Here is a 17,741-nt window from a genome sequence, read left to right on the forward strand (position 1 = left end):
CATGGTCGAACACGATTTCCGCTACAACCTGATGAACCCGCAACACACCCTGATCGAATGCCGCGCCCTGGTGCCGGGGCGCTATCAAGTCACCGGTAACGGTGGCTCGATCCGTACCGACGACGTGCTACTGGTTACCCTCAAGGGCAGCAAGGACTTGTCCATGCGCCTGACGGTAGAGACCGTCCGCCACCTGATCAATCCACTCGGCCAGTGGGTCGCCGTGGCCCGTGGCCCGGTGTTCGGTGAACTGGCAATTCATCAATGGCAAGTCAACTGCGACAGCTGCGCCGCCGAACTCAATTTCGAGTTCGCGGTAGACGCCAAGCTCGGCAACAAGGCTCAGAAGCCTGCAGCCAGCGCTCGGATTGCCGAACTGGGCTGGGCCAGCGAGGGCGAACGCCACCTCTGCCCGAAATGCCAGCAGGCCGGACAATGAAACACCTGGCGCTGACTGCGGCACTGGGGGCCAGCCTGATGGGCTGCGCCGCCGAGCCGCTGAAGCTGCAGCAAGATCGCAGTTACGTCCTGGAATGGATCGGTGAGCGGCCGCTCATCGATTACAGCCACCTGACCATCACTCTGGGCGCCGATGGCCGTGCCTATGGCAATGGTGGCTGCAACCACTGGTTCGCGCCTTACACCCTTGATGCAGACAAGCTCAGCTTCGGCAAGGTGGGCAGCACCCGCAAACTCTGCGCTCCGGCATTGATGGAGCAGGAGCGGCGTTTCCTCCAGGCACTGGAAACCGTCGAGCGCTGGGATGTCTCACCGATCGAACAGCTGCGTTTCTGGCCGGCCGAAGGCAAACCGCTGCGCTGGTGGCTGGAAGAAGGCTGACACCATTCTGTAGCCGCTGGCGCAGCCTGCGCCGGCAGCTACAAGAATCCCGGCCTTTCTTCAATGACCGCGCAGAGTCCGCAGCTTCTCCAGCACGCCCGCCGCAGTCTGCTCGCCCAGCATTTGCTCACGCACCTTGCCCTTGTCGTCGATGATGTAGGTCACCGGCAACGCCTCGCTACGTGGCAGCTCGAAAATCTCAGCTGGGTTCTGCGCCAGCACAGTGAACTTGATACCCAGTTTTTCGCTGGCGCTCTTGAGCTCATCGCCCTGAACATTATCGAAGTTGACTCCCAGCACCGTCGCCGACTGCCCCTTGAGCTGCTCGTTCAAGGCATTCAACTCAGGCACCTCTGTCCGGCAAGGCCCGCACCACTCAGCCCAGTAGTTGAGCACCAGCCACTGTTTATCGAGGCGTTCAGCAGCGACTTTCTGACCGTACTGGTCAACCCCGTAGTCATTGCCACAGCCGCCAAGCAGCAAGGTGGTGAAAATCGCCAATATTGCTGCCAATTGCCTTGCCATGCACCGTTTCCTGTCTTGAAGGAGGTCTTGAAAAATGATCGGTAACCCTTGTTGCTGCGACCTATCGACTCCCAAGGTTCAGGAGAGCCCGTCGCCCGGGTAGAATAGCCGCCACCTTACGCAAGATGCGACCCGCACATGACCGATCTGACGCTTTATCACAACCCGCGCTGCTCGAAATCCCGTGCTGCACTGGAACTCCTGGAACAACGCGGCCTGGCTCCAACCGTGGTCCGCTACCTGGAAACGCCACTGGACGCAACCCAACTGCGCAGCCTGCTGGGCAAGCTCGGTATCAGTGCGCGTCAATTACTGCGTACGGGTGAAGATGAGTACAAAAGCCTCGACCTGGCAGACAGCAGCCTCAACGAAGAGCAGTTGATTGCCGCCATCGCCCAGCACCCGAAGCTCATGGAACGGCCGATTCTCGAAACCGCTGACAGGGCCATCATCGGCCGGCCGCCGGAAAATGTGCTGGAGATTCTGCCTTGAGCACGCCGTATATCCTGGTGTTGTACTACAGCCGCAATGGCTCGACCAACGAGATGGCCCGGCAGATCGCCCGAGGCATCGAGCAGGCGGGCCTGGAAGCCCGACTGCGCACCGTCCCGGCAATTTCCGCCGAGTGCGAAGCCGTGGCACCGAGCATCCCCGAGAGCGGCGCGCTCTACGCCAGCCTTGATGACCTGAAGCACTGCTCGGGCCTGGCCCTGGGCAGCCCGACTCGCTTCGGCAACATGGCAGCACCGTTGAAATACTTTCTCGACGGCACCAGCAACCTCTGGCTGACCGGCGCACTGGTGGGCAAACCCGCCGGAGTGTTCACCTCCACCGCCAGCTTGCATGGCGGCCAGGAAGCCACCTTGTTGTCGATGATGCTGCCACTGTTGCATCACGGCATGTTGATCACTGGCCTGCCCTACAGCGAGTCGGCCTTGCTGGAAACCCGTGGCGGTGGCACCCCATACGGCGCCAGCCATCATGCCGGGGCGGACGGCAAGAGCCCGCTGGACGAGCACGAAATCGCGCTGTGCCGGGCCCTGGGCCTGCGCCTGGCGAAAACCGCCCAGCAACTGGAGAGCGGCCGTGGCTAAGAAGCCGAAAATCCTGCCTGCGGTGGAGTGGCTGGAACCCCGGGTCCGGGTAACCCGGGTCCTCAGCCTGATCTGCTTTCTCGGCCTGGTAGGCCTGCTCTGCGTGTATTACCTGCTGATAGCCGACCTGCACGGCGCACGGCCCTGGGTGATCCTGCTGATCGAGTTACTGCCTCTGTTGCTGATGGCGCCCGGCATGCTCAGTGGCAGTGCTCGCGGACATTCGTGGATGTGCTTCGTGGTCAACCTGTACTTCATCAAGGGTGCACTGGCGGCCTACGATCCGAATCGCCAGCTGTTCGGCCTGCTGGAGATGTTCGCTAGCCTGGCGGTGTTCACCTCGGCGTTGCTGTACGTGCGCTGGCGCTTCCAGCTCAACCGCAGGCTTGCCGGCGAAGGCGCAAGCCCAGCCTGATCCTGAAGGCACACGAGTTCCCCGGAACGCAAGGCAATGCTCCGGGGAACTTGCATCGTCGTTTCGCGCCCCAATCTTGATCGACAGACTCGCTGAGCGACACTCCCACACCGACCCGGAGCAGGCATGCACGATTACAAATGGCTGAATGAATACTGTCTTAACCGCTTCGGCTCCACCGCGGCACTGGAAGCCCAGCTGCCAACGCCAGCCAGTGATGACTATCTGCGTTCACTGAGCGCCGATCGCTATTTGTCGACCCTGGCATTGCGGGTCTTTCGTGCCGGCCTGAAGCACAGCCTGGTGGATGCCAAATGGCCGGCATTCGAACAAGTGTTCTTTGGCTTCGATCCAGACAAGGTGGTGCTGATGGGCGCCGAGCACCTGGAGCGGCTGATGCAGGACACGCGAATCATTCGCCATCTGGGTAAGCTCAAAAGCGTCCCGCGCAACGCCCAGATGATCCTCGACGTGGAGCAGCAACACACCCGCTTCGGCGCCTTTATCGCCGACTGGCCGGTCCAGGACATTACCGGGCTCTGGCAGTACCTGGCCAAACACGGCAATCAGATGGGTGGCCTCTCGGCGCCACGTTTCCTGCGCATGGTGGGCAAAGACACCTTCATTCCTACCTGGGATGTGGTCGCCGCACTCAGCGCGCAGAACATCATCGACAAAGTGCCCAGCAGCAAACGCGACCAGGCCTTGGTACAAGACGTGTTCAACCAATGGCAGAACGAAAGTGGCAGGCCGCTGTGCCAGCTTTCAGCCATGCTGACCTATACCGTCAACCACTAAGCCCGCTGGTCATTACTCTTGCCTCCCGCACTGCTTCGTCTCCGGACACCGGACTGAAGCAGTCATCTCCTCGCGTCTCTAGCTGACAGAAAGCTGAACTAACCTGCAGTTTTTCCACAGAAGTTTTTTTCTCAGCTACAGTTTCTTCGGCTTGTCATACCGATAAGAACAGCGCCATTAAAAATAGCTGCAGGACGCGAAGCTCATTCGCCCATCGCTTGGCGGGTAACGCTTTTCTCAAACTCGTAACCTGAACGTTTGCTGTCTGGCGTAAAACAGGCCGGCGCTATGCCATTCGTTTTTTTCACATTGCTTTCACCATTCCCCCACCTGGCCTTCTTTAAGTTGGCTCTAGTGGCGGCGCTGATGCCGGTGCGCGTGCCGGTTCGTTGCAGAACATTAGTTTCAACCCGAATTAAAAAACCTCTCAAAAACATATTCAGGTAAACGACGTGGTCAATACTCTGCAAGCCGGCCCCCAAGCTAAAACCGCCAGCATGCGCCGCTCCAGAAAAATCATCTTCAGTGCGATTGCGGTCGCCCTGACTATCGTGGTCAGCGGCTTTATGTTGTGGCCTGCAACCCCTCAAGACCTGGCCCTCGACAACCAGATGCAACAGAGCGGTCTCTATGAGCACTGGCGAGCCGGCCAGGTGATTGTTCTGGTGCGTCACTCAGAGCGCTGCGATCGCTCTGCCAATCCGTGCCTGGGCCCTGCGGACGGCATCACCCAGCTTGGCAGCGTCACAGCCAGCGAACTGGGCCAGGCCTTTCGCACTCTTGGCATGGAGCATACGGATGTCCTGAGCAGCCCCATGACGCGCACCCTGCAAACCACACAGTCCATGTTCAATCAAGCGCCTAGAACCCAGGAATGGCTGGTGACCTGTGGCAAGAACCTTGAAAGGGATATTAAAGCCCACAAGCTTCAAGGACGTAACCTGATCCTGGTCACCCACAGCGGCTGCATCAGTGATCTGGAAAGCCATCTGGGATTCGCCCACGCCCTGGCCAGTGAATACACCAGTTCGTTATTCGTGACCCTGACCGCAGACGGTGAAATGCAAGTAGTGGGAATCATGAATGCAAGAAACTGGCCTCAGGTACTTAAAGAGATGCCCAACAATCTGTAACTATTTTTAACAACACAACAACAGACTTCACTCAGCTGACAGACAGACTAGCCAGCCTGTTATTTATTTGACTTTGTTGTGTTTTGCACTATTAGCAATTAGTGCCAGCTCTTTATAACAAGCATTCTCAAAAACGCCTGAAAGACCAGATGAAAGCTATGGTTTATTTTGAGAAATCTGCTGATGCGGCAATCGCTGATTATCAGTGAGCTCCGACACCAGAACTTGTACGTTGAACTCCTTACCTGACTTCGAGGACAGCAATGCACCGCACTTTACGCCCCCAGCTTATGGAACGAGCACCACGCCTCATGACTGCACTGCTTGCAGGAGCGAAAACGGCATGACCAAGCGTTGGGCGTTGCCATTTCTGTTGTTGGCCTTCGGCCTGTTCTACCTGCTCCCACTGACCACTCACGGCTTGTGGATTCCCGACGAAACCCGCTACGCGCAAATCAGCCAGGAGATGCTGCTGAGCGGGGACTGGGTTGCGCCACATTTCATGGGCATCCGTTACTTCGAGAAACCCATTGCCGGCTACTGGATGATTGCCATCGGGCAGGCGGTATTCGGCGACAACCTGTTTGGGGTGCGCATCGCCTCGGCCCTCAGCACCGGTTTGAGCGTACTGCTGGCCTACCTGATCACCCGCCGGATGTGGAACGACCCGCGCAAGAGCTTCACTGCGGCCTTGCTGTACATGAGCTTTGGCCTGATTGCCGGGCAAGCGGGGTATTCCAACCTGGATCCGCAGTTCACCTTATGGGTCAACCTGAGCCTGGTGGCGCTGTGGTTCGCCCTGGACAGCCAGACCCGCCGCGGTCGCATGCTGGCCTGGGCCGTGCTGGGTGCCGCTTGCGGCATGGGTTTCATGACCAAGGGCTTCCTCGCCTGGCTGCTACCCGTACTCATCGCCCTGCCCTACATGCTCTGGCAGCGTCGCCTTGGTGAATTGCTGCGTTATGGCCTGGTAGCAGTAGTAGTAGCAATCGGCATCAGCCTGCCCTGGGTCCTGAGCATTCATGCTCACGAGCCCGACTTCTGGCGCTTTTTCTTCTGGCATGAGCATATTCGCCGCTTCGCCGCCGACAATGCGCAACACACCCGCCCCTGGTGGTTCTACCTGCCTCTGCTGGTAGCCTCCAGCCTGCCTTGGGCTGCCCTCCTGCCCACTACATTCATTCAAGCCTGGAAAGATAAACGCCAGGCGGCAACTGGTTTCCTGTTGCTGTGGTTCCTGCTGCCGCTGGTTTTTTTCAGTCTGAGCCGCGGCAAGCTGCCAACCTACATCATGCCGTGCCTGCTGCCCTTGGCCGTACTCATGGGCAACACCCTGATCGACCGAGTGAACGCCCTGCAGAGTCGCGCTATTCGGCTCAACAGCTTGCTCAACCTGTTGATTGGTGTCGGAGCAATGGTGGCGCTGCTGGTCATCCAACTGACCCGGCCGGTTTATGGCCACAACGAAATGCTCAGCCTGTCCCTGGTATTCATCATGCTGATGGGCTGGATCATCGCCAATCTGCTACCGGCCTCCAAGCCCCTGCACTACTGGGCAGCCCCAGCGTTGGGTATCTGGTTGCTGGTCGCCCTGCTGCCAGCGGGTATGCCCGGGCTCATCGTGCACAACCAGATGCCGGACCAGTTCATCAAGGAACACATCGAGGAACTCAAGCAGACCAAGACCCTGCTGAGTAACGACCTGGGGGCTGCCTCGGCCCTGGCCTGGCGCCTGCAACGCCCGGAGGTGACGCTGTACAACACCGAGGGCGAATTGAAATATGGCCTGGCTTATCCTGATTCGGCGCAGCGCAAAACCAACATGGCCGACGTCGGACAATGGGTGAGCGAAGCACGCAAGCTGGGTTCGGTGGGCGTAGTCATGCGGGTCAAGGACGTGGTCGAGAATGAGGAAGTGGCACTGCTGCCGACCGGCGGCAAACGCTACGAGGAAGGCAACATACTGATCCTGATCCTGCCACAGAGCCAACCCTGACCTGCACAGGCTCCCCTGACGCATGAGGTACAGCGTCAGCGTCGACTGCGGTTGGCGCTGGCGTTTTTTTAGGTGCAGTTGCGCCATGGATGACTGCGACTCTTTCGACCTCCTCCTTTGGGAAACCCGTGTATGAATTTCTACAACAGCGAGCGCAAGGCGCTGATCCTGCTCCTCGGCGTATCGGCCTTGATCCTGCTGCTGGGCCTGGGTTCCCGTGAATTGTGGGGGCCGGAAACTCGCTGGGCCAACATCGCATTGCAGATGCTGCAGAGTGGCGACTACTTCGATCCCTATCTGAAGGGCAGCCCCTACTACGACAAACCCCTGCCGTCCTACTGGCTGATTACCGCCAGCGCCTGGCTGATGGGGGGGCTGGGGCCCTGGTCGTTGCGCCTGTCGTCGGTGCTCGCCGCGTGGTTGAGCATCTGGCTGGTGTATCTGATCGGCGAGCGACTGTTTCACAAAGGCACCGGACTGATCGCCGGTTGGATGCTGGCCACCACGTTCTACTTCGCGTTCTGGGCACGGGTGGCCACTGCCGACATTCTCACCGTATGCGGCGTCCTGGCCTCGGTGTGGTGGTACTGGCGTGGCCCGGAAGACACACGCCTGGGTCGCTACAGCGTGTTCTTCCTGCTGCTGGCGGCGACTTCGCTGCTCAAGGGCCTGATTGGTTTCGTCCTGCCGGGCCTGATTCTGCTGCCTCATCTGCTGAGCCAGGGTCGCTGGAAACGCCACTTGAATCTGCGCCTGTGCCTGGCGCTGTTGATTGCCGGCCTGTTCTACATGGTGCCGTTCGTACTCTCGCACCTGTACGGTGCCCCGACCTACGGCGAAAGCGGCCTGAGCCTGGTCTTCCGCGAAAATGTGGTGCGCTTCTTCGACCCGTTCGATCATGTCGGGCCGATCTACACCTACCTGATCTACCTACCGGCCTATACCTTGCCCTGGGCCCCTTGCTGGATCATCGGCCTCTGGGTAGCCGCCCGTCACTGGCGCCAGCTGCAACCCAACGAGCGCTGGCTGGTCTGGGCTCTGGGCCTGCTGTTTTTGTTCTTCACCGCCAGCGGTAGCCGGCGCAGTTACTACGTCCTGCCACTGGTGCCCTTCGCCCAATTGTTGGGGGCTTGGTGGCTGAGCCGACACCTGCAGCAAAGACGCGCCAGCGGCAAACCCAGCGAGCGGCGCTGGGTCATCGGCTTTGCCAGCGCAGTTGGAGTGCTACTGCTGGTACTGGGGATTGCCTACCCCTGGAGCAATGGCGGCGGCGGTGTGCTCCAGTTCAGCGCGCAGGTCAGAGCCGAGGCGAGTCGCATCGCCCCCTGGAACCAATGGCGCATGGTGATGATCGAGGTGGACAACAAGTTGCCGATGTACCTGCAGAATCAGGGGATGCCGTTCTATTACGTGGCGCAAACCCTGGACTTTCCTCGCACAGGCAACAGTGCAGACTTCATGGCCTGGCTGGATAAGACCAGCGGCCAGCACTGGGATCCCCAACGCACGTTGATTTTCGTGCAACAGAGCGAGAATGAACCGCTGATGCTGAGCTACCTGAGTGGCGATCATCAGATGATTCGCACAACCCCCACCAACGGCGAGCGCCTGGCCAAGAAATCCGCAGAGGGCAGCGTGGCCTTTATCCCTCAGGTACCAGGTGCTTGAAAACTGCGCTGCGACACCGGTAATCACCGGCGTCGCAGCAAAGGCTCAATACGGGTGGGTCAGAGGTTCACCAGGTTGACGAAGCGCGATGCGGCGCTGTCATCGATACGCAGATTGGTAAAGTCGAACAGATTGCGATCCGCCAGCTGTGACGGGATCACATTCTGCAAGCCTCGGAAGATGCTCTCGGTACGACCCGGGCTTTTGCGCTCCCACTCCTGCAGCATTTCCTTGACCACCTGACGCTGCAGGTTCTCCTGGGAACCACAGAGGTTGCAAGGAATGATCGGGAATTGCTTGAGGTCGGAGTAGGCCTGGATGTCCTTCTCGCTGCAGTAGGCCAGTGGCCGGATCACCACGTTGCGCCCGTCATCGGCCCGCAGCTTGGGCGGCATGGCCTTGAGTGAGCCGTTATAGAACATGTTGAGGAAAAAGGTCTCGACGATATCGTCGCGATGGTGCCCCAGGGCCATCTTGGTCGCACCGATTTCGTCGGCGAAGGTATACAGAGTGCCGCGGCGCAGGCGCGAGCATAGCGAGCAGGTGGTCTTGCCTTCGGGTATCAGCTCCTTGACCACCGAGTAAGTGTCCTTCTCGACAATGTGGTACTCGATCCCCAACGCCTTGAGGTAGGCCGGCAACACATGCTCAGGAAAGCCCGGCTGCTTCTGGTCCATGTTCACCGCAACGATCTCGAACTTGATCGGCGCCACCTTCTGCAGGTGCAGCAGCACGTCGAGCATGGCGTAGCTGTCCTTACCACCGGACAGGCAAACCATCACCTTGTCACCGTCTTCGATCATGTTGAAATCGGCGACCGCTTCGCCCGCCAGTCGGCGAAGGCGTTTCTGCAGTTTGTTCTGGTTGACCGTAAGAGTGCCCATGGCGCTTGAAATCCGCGAGGTGTGTGACGAAAAGCCGGACATTTTACGCAAAAACCCCAACCCCGCGAAAGCGCCCCCGAGCAGCGGCTACAGCCCCCGGGTGACAGAGACGCTAGCGATTAACCCAGGGGTTTACAGCGCAATTTGCTCTAAAGGTGCGCACATCTGACGAAAACTCCTCCCTATACTGCGACATAAGGTCGCACGCATATGTAGACCTAACTGACTGTGCCACTTGGCTGTAAGCGCTCCGTTGGGGGGCGATGGCAATAACCAAGGAGTGACTGACCATGATTCATCATGTCGTAGGACTCTTCACCCACCCCGATCAGGAATGGCGAGACATCCGTGGCGATGCCGAGGAAAGCATCAGCCACATGTACCTCACTCACACGCTGGTTCTGGCGGCGATCCCCGCAATCTCGGCGTTTATTGGCACCACTCAGGTTGGCTGGGTCATCGGCAGTCGCGCGCCAGTGATGCTGACCATGGAAAGCGCCCTGTGGATGACCATCATGTCGTACCTGGCCATGCTTGGCGGCGTGGCGGTGATGGGAGCCTTCATTCACTGGATGGCTCGCACCTATGACGCCAACCCGAGCCTGGCGCGCTGCGTGGCCTTTGCCACCTACACCGCGACACCGCTGTTCGTCGGAGGCCTGGCGGCGCTGTACCCCCATATGTGGTTGGGGATGATCGTCGGCACCGCAGCTATCTGCTACACGGTGTACCTGCTCTACGTCGGGCTGCCGACCTTCATGAACATCCCGTCGGATGAGGGATTCCTGTTTTCCAGCTCGGTACTGGCGGTGGGACTGGTGGTACTGGTAGCGATCATGGCCTTCACCGTGATTGTCTGGGGCCTGGGCGTCGGCCCCGTGTACACCAACTGACGCCACACCAATAATAATCCTCTGTCTGCCACCACAGGCCGCCGCAAGGCGGCCTTCTTTATGGGCACGATCTGACGACCATTCGGCGCCCGGAGGATTCGGATTCTCCGGTCTTTGCGGCATACTCAGTCGCTCTGGAGAACCGTTAAGCATGCCCGAGCCACTCAATACCCGCGTCGAAGACTGTTTCCTACTCGCTGAATCCTTTTTCAAACGCCCTTTCAAACGCCCGGTGGTCAGCCTCAAATTGCGCGGCCAGAAAGCCGGAGTCGCTCATTTGCATGAAAACCTGCTGCGCTTCAATCCGCAGCTGTACCGGGAAAACACCGAGGATTTCCTCAAGCAGACCGTGGCCCACGAGGTCGCGCACCTGATCGCCCATCAGCTGTTCGGCGAGCGCATTCAGCCCCACGGCGAAGAATGGCAACTGATCATGCGCGGGGTGTACGAACTGCCGCCCAATCGCTGCCACACCTATGAGATCAAACGCCGTAGCATGACCCGCTACATCTACCGCTGTCCCTGTGCCGAGAGCGACTTCCCGTTCTCCGCACAACGCCACAGGCTGGTGGCCCAGGGGCGCCGCTACCTGTGCCGACGCTGCCGGCACACCCTGGTTTACAGCGGGGAAACCCGAGTCGAGTGAAGGGACGAAAGCGCTTCGTCGGCAATCAGCTTCCTACGCGATGACTCGACTGCACCGCAGCTCCTCGATACGTTCCGGGCTATAGCCCAACTCCGCAAGTACTTGAGCCGAATGCGCACCCAACTGGGCACCGATGTGTCGCGGCTCGGGCAAGCCTTCGGAAAACTTCAACGGGCAGGCCATTTGCGCCTGGAAGCTGCCATCGCCACGGGGCACCTGGCTGACCAGTTGGCGGGCCTGCAACTGGGGATGTGCCACCGCCTCGGCCAGGCTCAGCACCGGTTCGACACAAGCATCAAGCCCTGAGAACAACTGGCAAAGCTCGGCGAAGTCGTGTTTTTCGAACTCGAACTGCAAGGCCTGCTTGAGGGCCTGTTGCTGCTCAGGCCTGGAAGACAAACCCTGGGCTGCCAGCTCAGGCCGTCCCAGCGCCTGACATAGCTGCTGCATGAACACTGGCTCCAGGCTACCGACGGACAGCCAACGGCCATCCCGGCTGCGATAGTAGTCATAGAAACTGCCGCCATTGAGCACCTGCTGCTCCATCCCAGGCACAACCCCACAAGCCAGGTAACCGGCTCCGGCCATGGCGTTCAAGCTGAACACGCAATCGGTCATGCTCACGTCCAGGCGCTGGCCCAGGCCGCTGTGCTGGCGGGCGATCACTGCCGCCAGCAGACCGATCACACCGTGTAGCGAGCCCCCGGCAATATCCGCGGCTTGAATGCCCAGGGGCAATGGCCCCTGGTCCTGGCGCCCGGTCTGGCTGGCCAACCCGGCCAGGGCCAGGTAGTTGATATCGTGCCCGGCACGATCCCGGTAAGGCCCGGTCTGGCCATAACCGGTGATGGAGACGTAGATCAACCGTGGGTTGATCGCCTTCAACGCCTCATACCCCAGGCCGAGGCGCTCCATCACCCCCGGGCGGAACTGCTCAAGGACGATGTCGTAGTCGTGCACCAACTGCCGGACTACCTCAAGTGCCTCGGGCCGCTTGAGATCCAGGGCCAGGCTGCGCTTGTTGCGGTTGAGGTAGGCGTGACTGGCGGACACCCCACTGTCATGGGGCGGCAGCACCCGCACTAGGTCCATGCGAGTTGGTGACTCGATACGCAGCACCTCGGCGCCCATGTCCGCCAGCAGCAGCGAGGCGAACGGCCCCGGCAACAGAGTAGAGAAATCCAGTACCTTAAGTGACACCAACGGCCCTTGCATATGCCCTCTCCTGTTGATCGACTGCCCACAGAGTAGGCAGCCGTGAGCGCTCCAACAATTACCGCAACGGTCAGCCTCACTGACCGTTGCGCTCAAGCGCCAGGCAATAAAAAACCCGCCGAAGCGGGTTTCTCATGTTCAGTGACGCTTACTTGATGCTCGGTGCCGGACCTTCGGCCACACCCAGGTCATCGGTTTCACGGGTGTCAGTAATCGCCCGACCACCGGAAGCCAGCTCGACCTGCAGCTTATCTTCATCCAGTTCCTTGACCCACTTGGCGACCACCAAGGTGGCCACGGCATTGCCCACCAGGTTGGTCAGGGCGCGGGCTTCGGACATGAAGCGGTCGATACCCAGGATCAGCGCCAGGCCAGCTACCGGCAAGTGCCCCACGGCCGACAAGGTTGCCGCCAGGACGATGAAGCCGCTGCCGGTCACGCCAGCAGCACCTTTGGAGGACAGCAGCAGCACCAGCAGCAGAGTGATCTGGTGGGTGATGTCCATATGGGTGTCAGTAGCCTGGGCGATGAACACCGCAGCCATGGTCAGGTAGATCGAAGTACCGTCGAGGTTGAAGGAGTAACCGGTTGGGATCACCAGGCCGACCACCGACTTCTTGGCACCCAGGCGTTCCATCTTGATCAGCATGCGCGGCAGTGCCGATTCCGAGGAGGAAGTCCCCAGCACGATCAGCAGTTCTTCACGGATGTAGCGAATCAGCTTGATCACGCTGAAGCCGTGAGCGCGGCAGATAGCGCCCAGGACCACCAGTACGAACACTACGCAGGTGATGTAGAAGCAGATCATCAACTGGCCCAACTGCACCAGGGAGCCCACACCGTAGGCACCAATGGTAAAGGCCATGGCGCCCAGCGCACCCAGGGGCGCGAGCTTCATGATCATGTTGATGATGTTGAACATCACGTGGGCAAAACGGTCGATGAAATCCAGCACCGGCTTGCCATAGGCACCCAGGCGATGCAGGGCGAAACCGAAGATCACCGAGAACATCAGCACTTGCAGGATATCGCCGTTGGCGAAGGCACCGACGATGGTCGACGGGATGATGTTGAGGATGAAGCCGACGATGCTCTGATCGGCACCCGCAGTCACATAGGCCGCGACTTTCGAGGCATCCAGAGTCGAAACATCAATATGCATGCCCGCGCCCGGCTGCACGACGTTGACCACGACCAGGCCAATCAGCAAGGCAATGGTAGAGACGACTTCGAAATACAGCAGCGCATAGCCGCCAGTCTTGCCCACTGACTTCATATTCTGCATGCCGGCAATACCGCTCACCACGGTGCAGAAAATGATCGGCGCAATGACCATCTTGATCAGTTTGATGAACCCATCGCCCAAAGGCTTGAGGGCAACGCCGGTCTGCGGGTAGAAGTGACCGAGCAGGATGCCGATGGTGATAGCAACGATCACCTGGAAATACAGGGATTTGTACAGTGGCTGACGAGTCGTCATTGCAAAGTTCCTCAAGAGCCCCGGCATACACCTTCCGTCGATGCATGCGGTGCCTATAGTGCGAACCCTCCTGCGCTGGAGGGATTTGTTGTGTCGAGCTGCGTGCTGGCAGATCTCTCGGCTCTATCGCAAAGCCCGTGCCATCTCGTCAAAAAAACCTGCAGGCCTTTAGACATCAGGGGTCGGGCCGACCTTTGCATCCATTTCGCACAGTGAACATGGCGGATTCCCGCCCATTCACCGGCTCTCGTCCTACAATTTGGCGGATATCCGCCTTGTCCCTTGCCGAGCGGCTGGCTAACATCCGCCACTCAACGGACGGACCATCCCGCATGCGCGAACGCACCATCGCCAGCCACTTTGCCCGCGCCGCCCTAGGCGGGGCACGCCGCCGTGGCTACGACTGCGCGCCACTCCTGCAACAGCTGGGGATCAGCCTCGAACTGCTGAATCAGCCCAAGGCCCGTATCGCCCCCGAGCAATTCACCCGACTGCTGCAGCAACTGTGGCTGGAACTGGACGATGAATACCTCGGGTTCGGTCATCGCCCCAGCAAACGCGGGACCTTTGCCATGATGTGTCACGCACTGATCCACTGCCGCACCTTGGAAAAAGCACTCAATCGCGGCTTATTATTTTATAGCTTATTCCCGGAAGCCCCGCGCTTGTACCTGACACGCGAAGGGGAAATGGCTCGACTGAGCCTGGATGATTCCGAACTGTGGGACCCCGATCACTTTCTCAGTGAAAGCCTGCTGGTGATCTGGCACCGCCTGGCCAGTTGGCTGATCGGCCGTCGAATCCGCCTGGAGCAAGCCTGCTTCAGCTATGCAAAGCCTGAGCACGGCGCAGAATATGACCTGCTCTTCCCCTGCCCGCTGCAATTTGCGCAAGATCGCAGCAGCCTGTTGTTCCACAGTCGCTACCTGAGCATGCCGCTGCTGCAGGATGAGCGCACCCTCAAGCACTTCCTCGAACGCTCCCCCGCTGACCTGCTATCCCGGCCGGATGAGGGCGACAGCCTCAGCAGCCAGCTGCGACACCTGCTCAGCCGCGACCGTGAGCGCTGGCCGGACCTGGAAAGCGTGGCCCAACACCTGCACATCAGCCCGCAAACCCTACGTCGGCATCTACGGGAAGAAGGCTCGAGCTTTCAAGAATTGAAGGATGAACTGCGCCGCGACATTGCCATTTACCACCTCGGCCGCGACAACCTGTCATTGCAACAGATCGCCGAGCAACTGGGCTTTTCCGAACCCTCGGCCTTTCATCGCGCGTTCAAGAAATGGACCGGCCTGACTCCGGGTGCCTATCGCGCTCGGGAGCAGTGAGGGGGAGCGTCACAAGGCCGGAAAATGGATTCGGAAGGCCGCACCGCCCAAGGCAGAATCACCCAGGGTCAGTTGCGCACCGTAGCTTTCGATGATGTCTTTGACCACCGCCAGGCCAATGCCCTGCCCCGGATGCTGACGATCCAGACGCTCGCCGCGCTGGAGGATCCGCGCCCGCTGATCCGGTGGCACTCCCGGGCCATCGTCTTCCACACACAGCTGCGAGCCATCGAGGGTTTCGCGCACGCTGATGCGCACCGAACTCAGGCATAGGCGATAAGCGTTCTCCAGCAGGTTGCCGAGCAACTCCAGCAAAGCACCATGCTCGATGGGCAGATGGCAGTGTTCGGGCAAATCGAACGACACCCGCACCTGCTTGTCGCGATAGACCTTGTCCAGCGTGTCGCACAGGCTTTGCAGCAACGGTCGCAAATGAACCTGGTGGCGCACCAGGCCACTCTTGCGCAGGCTGGCACGCTGCAACTGGTAACTGATCTGCTGGCTCATACGCTCGATCTGCGCCTGCAGGACCCAAGCCTGTTCACGATCCTGAGGCCGTTGCGCCATGTCCTCACTGACGCCTTGCAACACCGTCAGCGGGGTTTTCAGGCTGTGGGCCAGGTCATCCAGGGAGTCCCGGTAGCGGGCGCGCTGCTCACGCTCGCTTTGCAGCAGGCGGTTCAACGAGCCCGTCAGGCGCAGCAGCTCTCGAGGGTGCTCCTCGCTCAGGCTCTGGCGAGTGCCACTCTCGATCTGGTCCAACTCCTGACTCAAGCGCCGCAGGGCCTGCAAGCCCCAGGTCAGCCCCAGCCAGAGCAATGCCAGGAGCACCAGCAGCGCCGCGCCAAACCCCAGATAGAGGTTCTCCCGAACCCCTTCCAGGGTCTGCTGATACTCACGTACCGGCTGCAGCGCAACAATACTGAACGCCGCGTTCTTGCCCCCTAGCAACTTGATCTCGACGTCGTAGACGAAGAACTCCTGGCCATTGGCTTCGCGGATCCTGGCGAACTCATTACCGCGCCCGTCGTACCGCGGCCGGTAGTTGATGTTCTCTTCCTGGGTTGCTCGCGAACGCCAGACCAGGTGCCCTTCACGGTCGTAGATGTAACCCAGCAGCCGACTGTCGGCGAGATTGAAGCGCTCGTCAGGCAACTGCGCCGGCATCTGCAGACGGTTGTTTTCGATCCGCGCGGCGGAAATCAGGGTAGTGACGTCGGAGGCCAGACGCTGCTCGATGGAGTCCTGCAGCGCGAGACTGAAAGCCCCCTGCATGGCCGGCAGCAACGCCAGCATGAACAGCACCGCCAAGGTGGTGGCCGCCAGCATCAGCCGCAGGCGCAGCGATCGAATCATCGGCAGCGCTCATTGAACAGATAACCCAGGCCGCGCACCGTATCGATCGGCTTGAAGCCCGACGGCCCCTCCAGCTTGCGGCGCAACCGCCCAACCAGTACCTCGATAACGTTCGGATCGCGCTCGTCATCATCCGGGTACAGCTGCTCCATCAGCCGGTCCTTGGCCACCACCTGCTGGTGATGACGCATCAGGTATTCGAGGATCCGGTATTCGTAGGCAGTCAGGGCCAGGGGCTGTTCATCCAGGGATGCCTGCTTGCGGTTCAAGTCCAGCAATAACGGGCCGGCGATGATAGTCGACTGGGTGAACCCGCTGGAGCGCCGCAACAATGCATTGAGCCGCGCATCCAGCTCTTCGAACTGAAACGGCTTGACCACATAGTCATCGGCACCGGCGGCCAGGCCCTCAACCTTGTCCTGCCAGTTGCCGCGGGCGGTGAGGATCAGGATCGGAAAGGTCTTGCCACGGGCGCGCAACTGTCGGATCAGGTCCAGCCCACCCATGCCGGGCAAGCCCAGGTCGATCACCGCCAGATCGTGATTGAACTGCTCGGTCTGATACAACGCCTCTTCGGCGTTCGCCACGGACTCAACCACATGACCGCTGTCGGTGAGGCGGGTTTGCAAGTGATGGCGCAACAGCGCTTCATCTTCAACGACCAGCAATTTCATAACGCGCTCCCAGGCAAAATTCAGCATCTCCATGGGCGCCCCTGCGCCCTGATGATTGATGCGACAACGCCGGACCGTGCCCAAGGCACGATCCGGCGCGGGTCAGGCCAAACCGCTTATCAGAAAGCGTAGTTGGCCGACAGGTAAGTCTGGGCACTGCTGGTGAGGCTCAGCGAACCCTGCTTGCTGCCACCGCGTTCACTCATCTCGGTCCCGGCATTACTGCGCAGGTAACGGTAGCCGAGCTCCACCGAGGTATTTTGCGAAACCTGTTGCAGGACACCGGCCTGCCCCCCTACCGCGTAACCGATATCACTGTCACGACTGAACCCTGGAGATTCCTGAGTCAGCTTGGTCAGGCCTGCGGTGCCGCCGCCAAAGAGTTTGGTGCTGCTGGTCACCGGCAGGAACATATCGTAACTGCCCAGCAGATTTTGCTGACGCAGTTTAATGCCATTGTGGGAGCCGGAAACGTAATCGTAAGTGGCGTAGTAGCGGCCCTGGTCATTCTGTTGACCGAAGCGCACACCCCAAGTGTTGTCCTTGCCAATCACACCATCGGCGTTCGGATGGCCGAGGTTGCTGTTGAGCTGACTGGACTTCTTGACCTTGTCGCTGGTCTGGCCAAAAGTCAGGCTGGCGAAGTTGCTATCAGCCGCTTGGACAGCGGCGCTGGCGCCGAGAACGGTAAAGGCCAGGAGCATTTTTTTCAATAAAGTCATAGGAAGTTTCCTTTGCACTATAGGCTTTTTGGGTACGGGGCTAGAGTAAACAGCCCGCCCTGAACTCCCCC

General features: G+C 59.8%; 20 protein-coding genes. 12 read left to right on the forward strand and 8 right to left on the reverse strand.

Going from position 1 to position 17,741, the window contains the following annotated elements:
* The first annotated feature begins 1 nt into the window (after position 1).
* Both GV818_RS07555 and GV818_RS07560 read left to right on the forward strand, forming a co-directional pair.
* Positions 2 to 439: a hypothetical protein gene (locus tag GV818_RS07555; protein ID WP_161776250.1), complete on the forward strand. Its 438-nt coding sequence runs from the start codon at positions 2 to 4 to the stop codon at positions 437 to 439.
* Positions 436 to 840 carry an META domain-containing protein gene (locus tag GV818_RS07560; RefSeq protein WP_161755961.1) on the forward strand — a complete coding sequence of 135 codons (405 nt, stop codon included), beginning with the start codon at positions 436 to 438 and terminating at the stop codon, positions 838 to 840. Before GV818_RS07555 ends, GV818_RS07560 begins: the two co-directional genes overlap by 4 nt.
* A gap of 60 nt (positions 841 to 900) precedes the next feature.
* Here the strand turns inward: GV818_RS07560 and GV818_RS07565 are convergent, their stop codons facing one another.
* Positions 901 to 1,365, reverse strand: coding sequence for a TlpA disulfide reductase family protein (locus GV818_RS07565; RefSeq protein WP_161776252.1), 465 nt, complete (start codon positions 1,363 to 1,365; stop codon positions 901 to 903).
* 138 nt (positions 1,366 to 1,503) lie between these two features.
* On the opposite strand from GV818_RS07565, the gene arsC reads away from it, so the two are divergent.
* From arsC to GV818_RS07585, 4 genes are all read left to right on the forward strand, one after another.
* A complete protein-coding gene (gene arsC / locus GV818_RS07570; protein WP_161776254.1) occupies positions 1,504 to 1,857 on the forward strand; it encodes an arsenate reductase (glutaredoxin) in 354 nt (117 codons plus the stop codon).
* A complete protein-coding gene (gene wrbA, locus GV818_RS07575; protein WP_161755964.1) occupies positions 1,854 to 2,459 on the forward strand; it encodes an NAD(P)H:quinone oxidoreductase in 606 nt (201 codons plus the stop codon). Before arsC ends, wrbA begins: the two co-directional genes overlap by 4 nt.
* Positions 2,452 to 2,874 (forward strand): DUF2069 domain-containing protein, encoded by a 423-nt coding sequence (locus tag GV818_RS07580; RefSeq protein WP_161755965.1) that lies wholly within the window; start codon positions 2,452 to 2,454, stop codon positions 2,872 to 2,874. Before wrbA ends, GV818_RS07580 begins: the two co-directional genes overlap by 8 nt.
* A 126-nt stretch (positions 2,875 to 3,000) precedes the next feature.
* Positions 3,001 to 3,672, forward strand: a complete 672-nt coding sequence (locus tag GV818_RS07585; protein ID WP_161776256.1) for a DNA-3-methyladenine glycosylase I — start codon at positions 3,001 to 3,003, stop codon at positions 3,670 to 3,672.
* A 203-nt stretch (positions 3,673 to 3,875) separates the two neighbouring features.
* Here the strand turns inward: GV818_RS07585 and GV818_RS34080 are convergent, their stop codons facing one another.
* A complete protein-coding gene (locus tag GV818_RS34080; RefSeq protein WP_178124782.1) occupies positions 3,876 to 4,289 on the reverse strand; it encodes a hypothetical protein in 414 nt (137 codons plus the stop codon).
* Between the two features lie 36 nt (positions 4,290 to 4,325).
* Between GV818_RS34080 and GV818_RS07595 the strand changes: the two genes are divergently transcribed.
* From GV818_RS07595 to GV818_RS07605, 3 genes are all read left to right on the forward strand, one after another.
* Positions 4,326 to 4,805, forward strand: coding sequence for a histidine phosphatase family protein (locus tag GV818_RS07595; RefSeq protein WP_372242071.1), 480 nt, complete (start codon positions 4,326 to 4,328; stop codon positions 4,803 to 4,805).
* Between the two features lie 343 nt (positions 4,806 to 5,148).
* Positions 5,149 to 6,801: a lipid IV(A) 4-amino-4-deoxy-L-arabinosyltransferase gene (gene arnT, locus GV818_RS07600; RefSeq protein WP_161755968.1), complete on the forward strand. Its 1,653-nt coding sequence runs from the start codon at positions 5,149 to 5,151 to the stop codon at positions 6,799 to 6,801.
* Between the two features lie 132 nt (positions 6,802 to 6,933).
* Positions 6,934 to 8,469, forward strand: a complete 1,536-nt coding sequence (locus GV818_RS07605; protein WP_161776260.1) for an ArnT family glycosyltransferase — start codon at positions 6,934 to 6,936, stop codon at positions 8,467 to 8,469.
* A gap of 59 nt (positions 8,470 to 8,528) precedes the next feature.
* On the opposite strand, the gene ttcA is transcribed toward GV818_RS07605, so the two are convergent.
* Positions 8,529 to 9,353 (reverse strand): tRNA 2-thiocytidine(32) synthetase TtcA, encoded by an 825-nt coding sequence (gene ttcA / locus GV818_RS07610; protein WP_161755970.1) that lies wholly within the window; start codon positions 9,351 to 9,353, stop codon positions 8,529 to 8,531.
* Positions 9,354 to 9,643: 290 nt separating this feature from the next.
* Between ttcA and GV818_RS07615 the strand changes: the two genes are divergently transcribed.
* Complete coding sequence (locus GV818_RS07615; protein WP_161755971.1) at positions 9,644 to 10,246, forward strand: Yip1 family protein; 603 nt, start codon at positions 9,644 to 9,646, stop codon at positions 10,244 to 10,246.
* A gap of 151 nt (positions 10,247 to 10,397) precedes the next feature.
* Positions 10,398 to 10,892 carry a SprT family zinc-dependent metalloprotease gene (locus tag GV818_RS07620; RefSeq protein WP_161755972.1) on the forward strand — a complete coding sequence of 165 codons (495 nt, stop codon included), beginning with the start codon at positions 10,398 to 10,400 and terminating at the stop codon, positions 10,890 to 10,892.
* Positions 10,893 to 10,925: 33 nt separating this feature from the next.
* Here the strand turns inward: GV818_RS07620 and GV818_RS07625 are convergent, their stop codons facing one another.
* Positions 10,926 to 12,107 carry a CaiB/BaiF CoA transferase family protein gene (locus GV818_RS07625; protein ID WP_161776262.1) on the reverse strand — a complete coding sequence of 394 codons (1,182 nt, stop codon included), beginning with the start codon at positions 12,105 to 12,107 and terminating at the stop codon, positions 10,926 to 10,928.
* A gap of 148 nt (positions 12,108 to 12,255) precedes the next feature.
* Positions 12,256 to 13,587, reverse strand: a complete 1,332-nt coding sequence (locus GV818_RS07630) for a dicarboxylate/amino acid:cation symporter (protein ID WP_161755974.1) — start codon at positions 13,585 to 13,587, stop codon at positions 12,256 to 12,258.
* Positions 13,588 to 13,919: 332 nt separating this feature from the next.
* Between GV818_RS07630 and GV818_RS07635 the strand changes: the two genes are divergently transcribed.
* Positions 13,920 to 14,918, forward strand: coding sequence for an AraC family transcriptional regulator (locus tag GV818_RS07635; RefSeq protein WP_161776264.1), 999 nt, complete (start codon positions 13,920 to 13,922; stop codon positions 14,916 to 14,918).
* Positions 14,919 to 14,927: 9 nt separating this feature from the next.
* Here GV818_RS07635 and GV818_RS07640 read toward each other — a convergent pair whose 3' ends face one another.
* The 3 genes from GV818_RS07640 to GV818_RS07650 form a co-directional block, all read right to left on the reverse strand.
* Positions 14,928 to 16,274: an ATP-binding protein gene (locus GV818_RS07640; RefSeq protein WP_161755976.1), complete on the reverse strand. Its 1,347-nt coding sequence runs from the start codon at positions 16,272 to 16,274 to the stop codon at positions 14,928 to 14,930.
* Complete coding sequence (locus tag GV818_RS07645) at positions 16,271 to 16,948, reverse strand: response regulator (RefSeq protein WP_123726906.1); 678 nt, start codon at positions 16,946 to 16,948, stop codon at positions 16,271 to 16,273. The genes GV818_RS07640 and GV818_RS07645 overlap by 4 nt, the downstream gene beginning before the upstream one ends.
* A 119-nt stretch (positions 16,949 to 17,067) precedes the next feature.
* Entirely contained in the window at positions 17,068 to 17,670 is a 603-nt protein-coding gene (locus GV818_RS07650) for a hypothetical protein (protein ID WP_161776266.1), read from the reverse strand.
* Positions 17,671 to 17,741: the final 71 nt, after the last annotated feature.

The sequence above is a fragment of the Pseudomonas sp. Fl4BN1 genome, assembly GCF_009908285.1.
GTDB lineage: Bacteria > Pseudomonadota > Gammaproteobacteria > Pseudomonadales > Pseudomonadaceae > Aquipseudomonas.

Bases quoted from the DNA above. Each gene is read 5' to 3' on its own strand.
- GV818_RS07555 (WP_161776250.1), top strand. From the start codon at position 2: ATGGTCGAACACGATTTCCGCTACAACCTGATGAACCCGCAACACACC.
- GV818_RS07560 (WP_161755961.1), top strand. From the start codon at position 436: ATGAAACACCTGGCGCTGACTGCGGCACTGGGGGCCAGCCTGATGGGC.
- GV818_RS07565 (WP_161776252.1), bottom strand. From the start codon at position 1,365: ATGGCAAGGCAATTGGCAGCAATATTGGCGATTTTCACCACCTTGCTG.
- arsC (WP_161776254.1), top strand. From the start codon at position 1,504: ATGACCGATCTGACGCTTTATCACAACCCGCGCTGCTCGAAATCCCGT.
- GV818_RS07585 (WP_161776256.1), top strand. From the start codon at position 3,001: ATGCACGATTACAAATGGCTGAATGAATACTGTCTTAACCGCTTCGGC.
- arnT (WP_161755968.1), top strand. From the start codon at position 5,149: ATGACCAAGCGTTGGGCGTTGCCATTTCTGTTGTTGGCCTTCGGCCTG.
- GV818_RS07605 (WP_161776260.1), top strand. From the start codon at position 6,934: ATGAATTTCTACAACAGCGAGCGCAAGGCGCTGATCCTGCTCCTCGGC.
- ttcA (WP_161755970.1), bottom strand. From the start codon at position 9,353: ATGGGCACTCTTACGGTCAACCAGAACAAACTGCAGAAACGCCTTCGC.
- GV818_RS07615 (WP_161755971.1), top strand. From the start codon at position 9,644: ATGATTCATCATGTCGTAGGACTCTTCACCCACCCCGATCAGGAATGG.
- GV818_RS07620 (WP_161755972.1), top strand. From the start codon at position 10,398: ATGCCCGAGCCACTCAATACCCGCGTCGAAGACTGTTTCCTACTCGCT.
- GV818_RS07625 (WP_161776262.1), bottom strand. From the start codon at position 12,107: ATGCAAGGGCCGTTGGTGTCACTTAAGGTACTGGATTTCTCTACTCTG.
- GV818_RS07630 (WP_161755974.1), bottom strand. From the start codon at position 13,587: ATGACGACTCGTCAGCCACTGTACAAATCCCTGTATTTCCAGGTGATC.
- GV818_RS07635 (WP_161776264.1), top strand. From the start codon at position 13,920: ATGCGCGAACGCACCATCGCCAGCCACTTTGCCCGCGCCGCCCTAGGC.
- GV818_RS07640 (WP_161755976.1), bottom strand. From the start codon at position 16,274: ATGATTCGATCGCTGCGCCTGCGGCTGATGCTGGCGGCCACCACCTTG.
- GV818_RS07645 (WP_123726906.1), bottom strand. From the start codon at position 16,948: ATGAAATTGCTGGTCGTTGAAGATGAAGCGCTGTTGCGCCATCACTTG.
- GV818_RS07650 (WP_161776266.1), bottom strand. From the start codon at position 17,670: ATGACTTTATTGAAAAAAATGCTCCTGGCCTTTACCGTTCTCGGCGCC.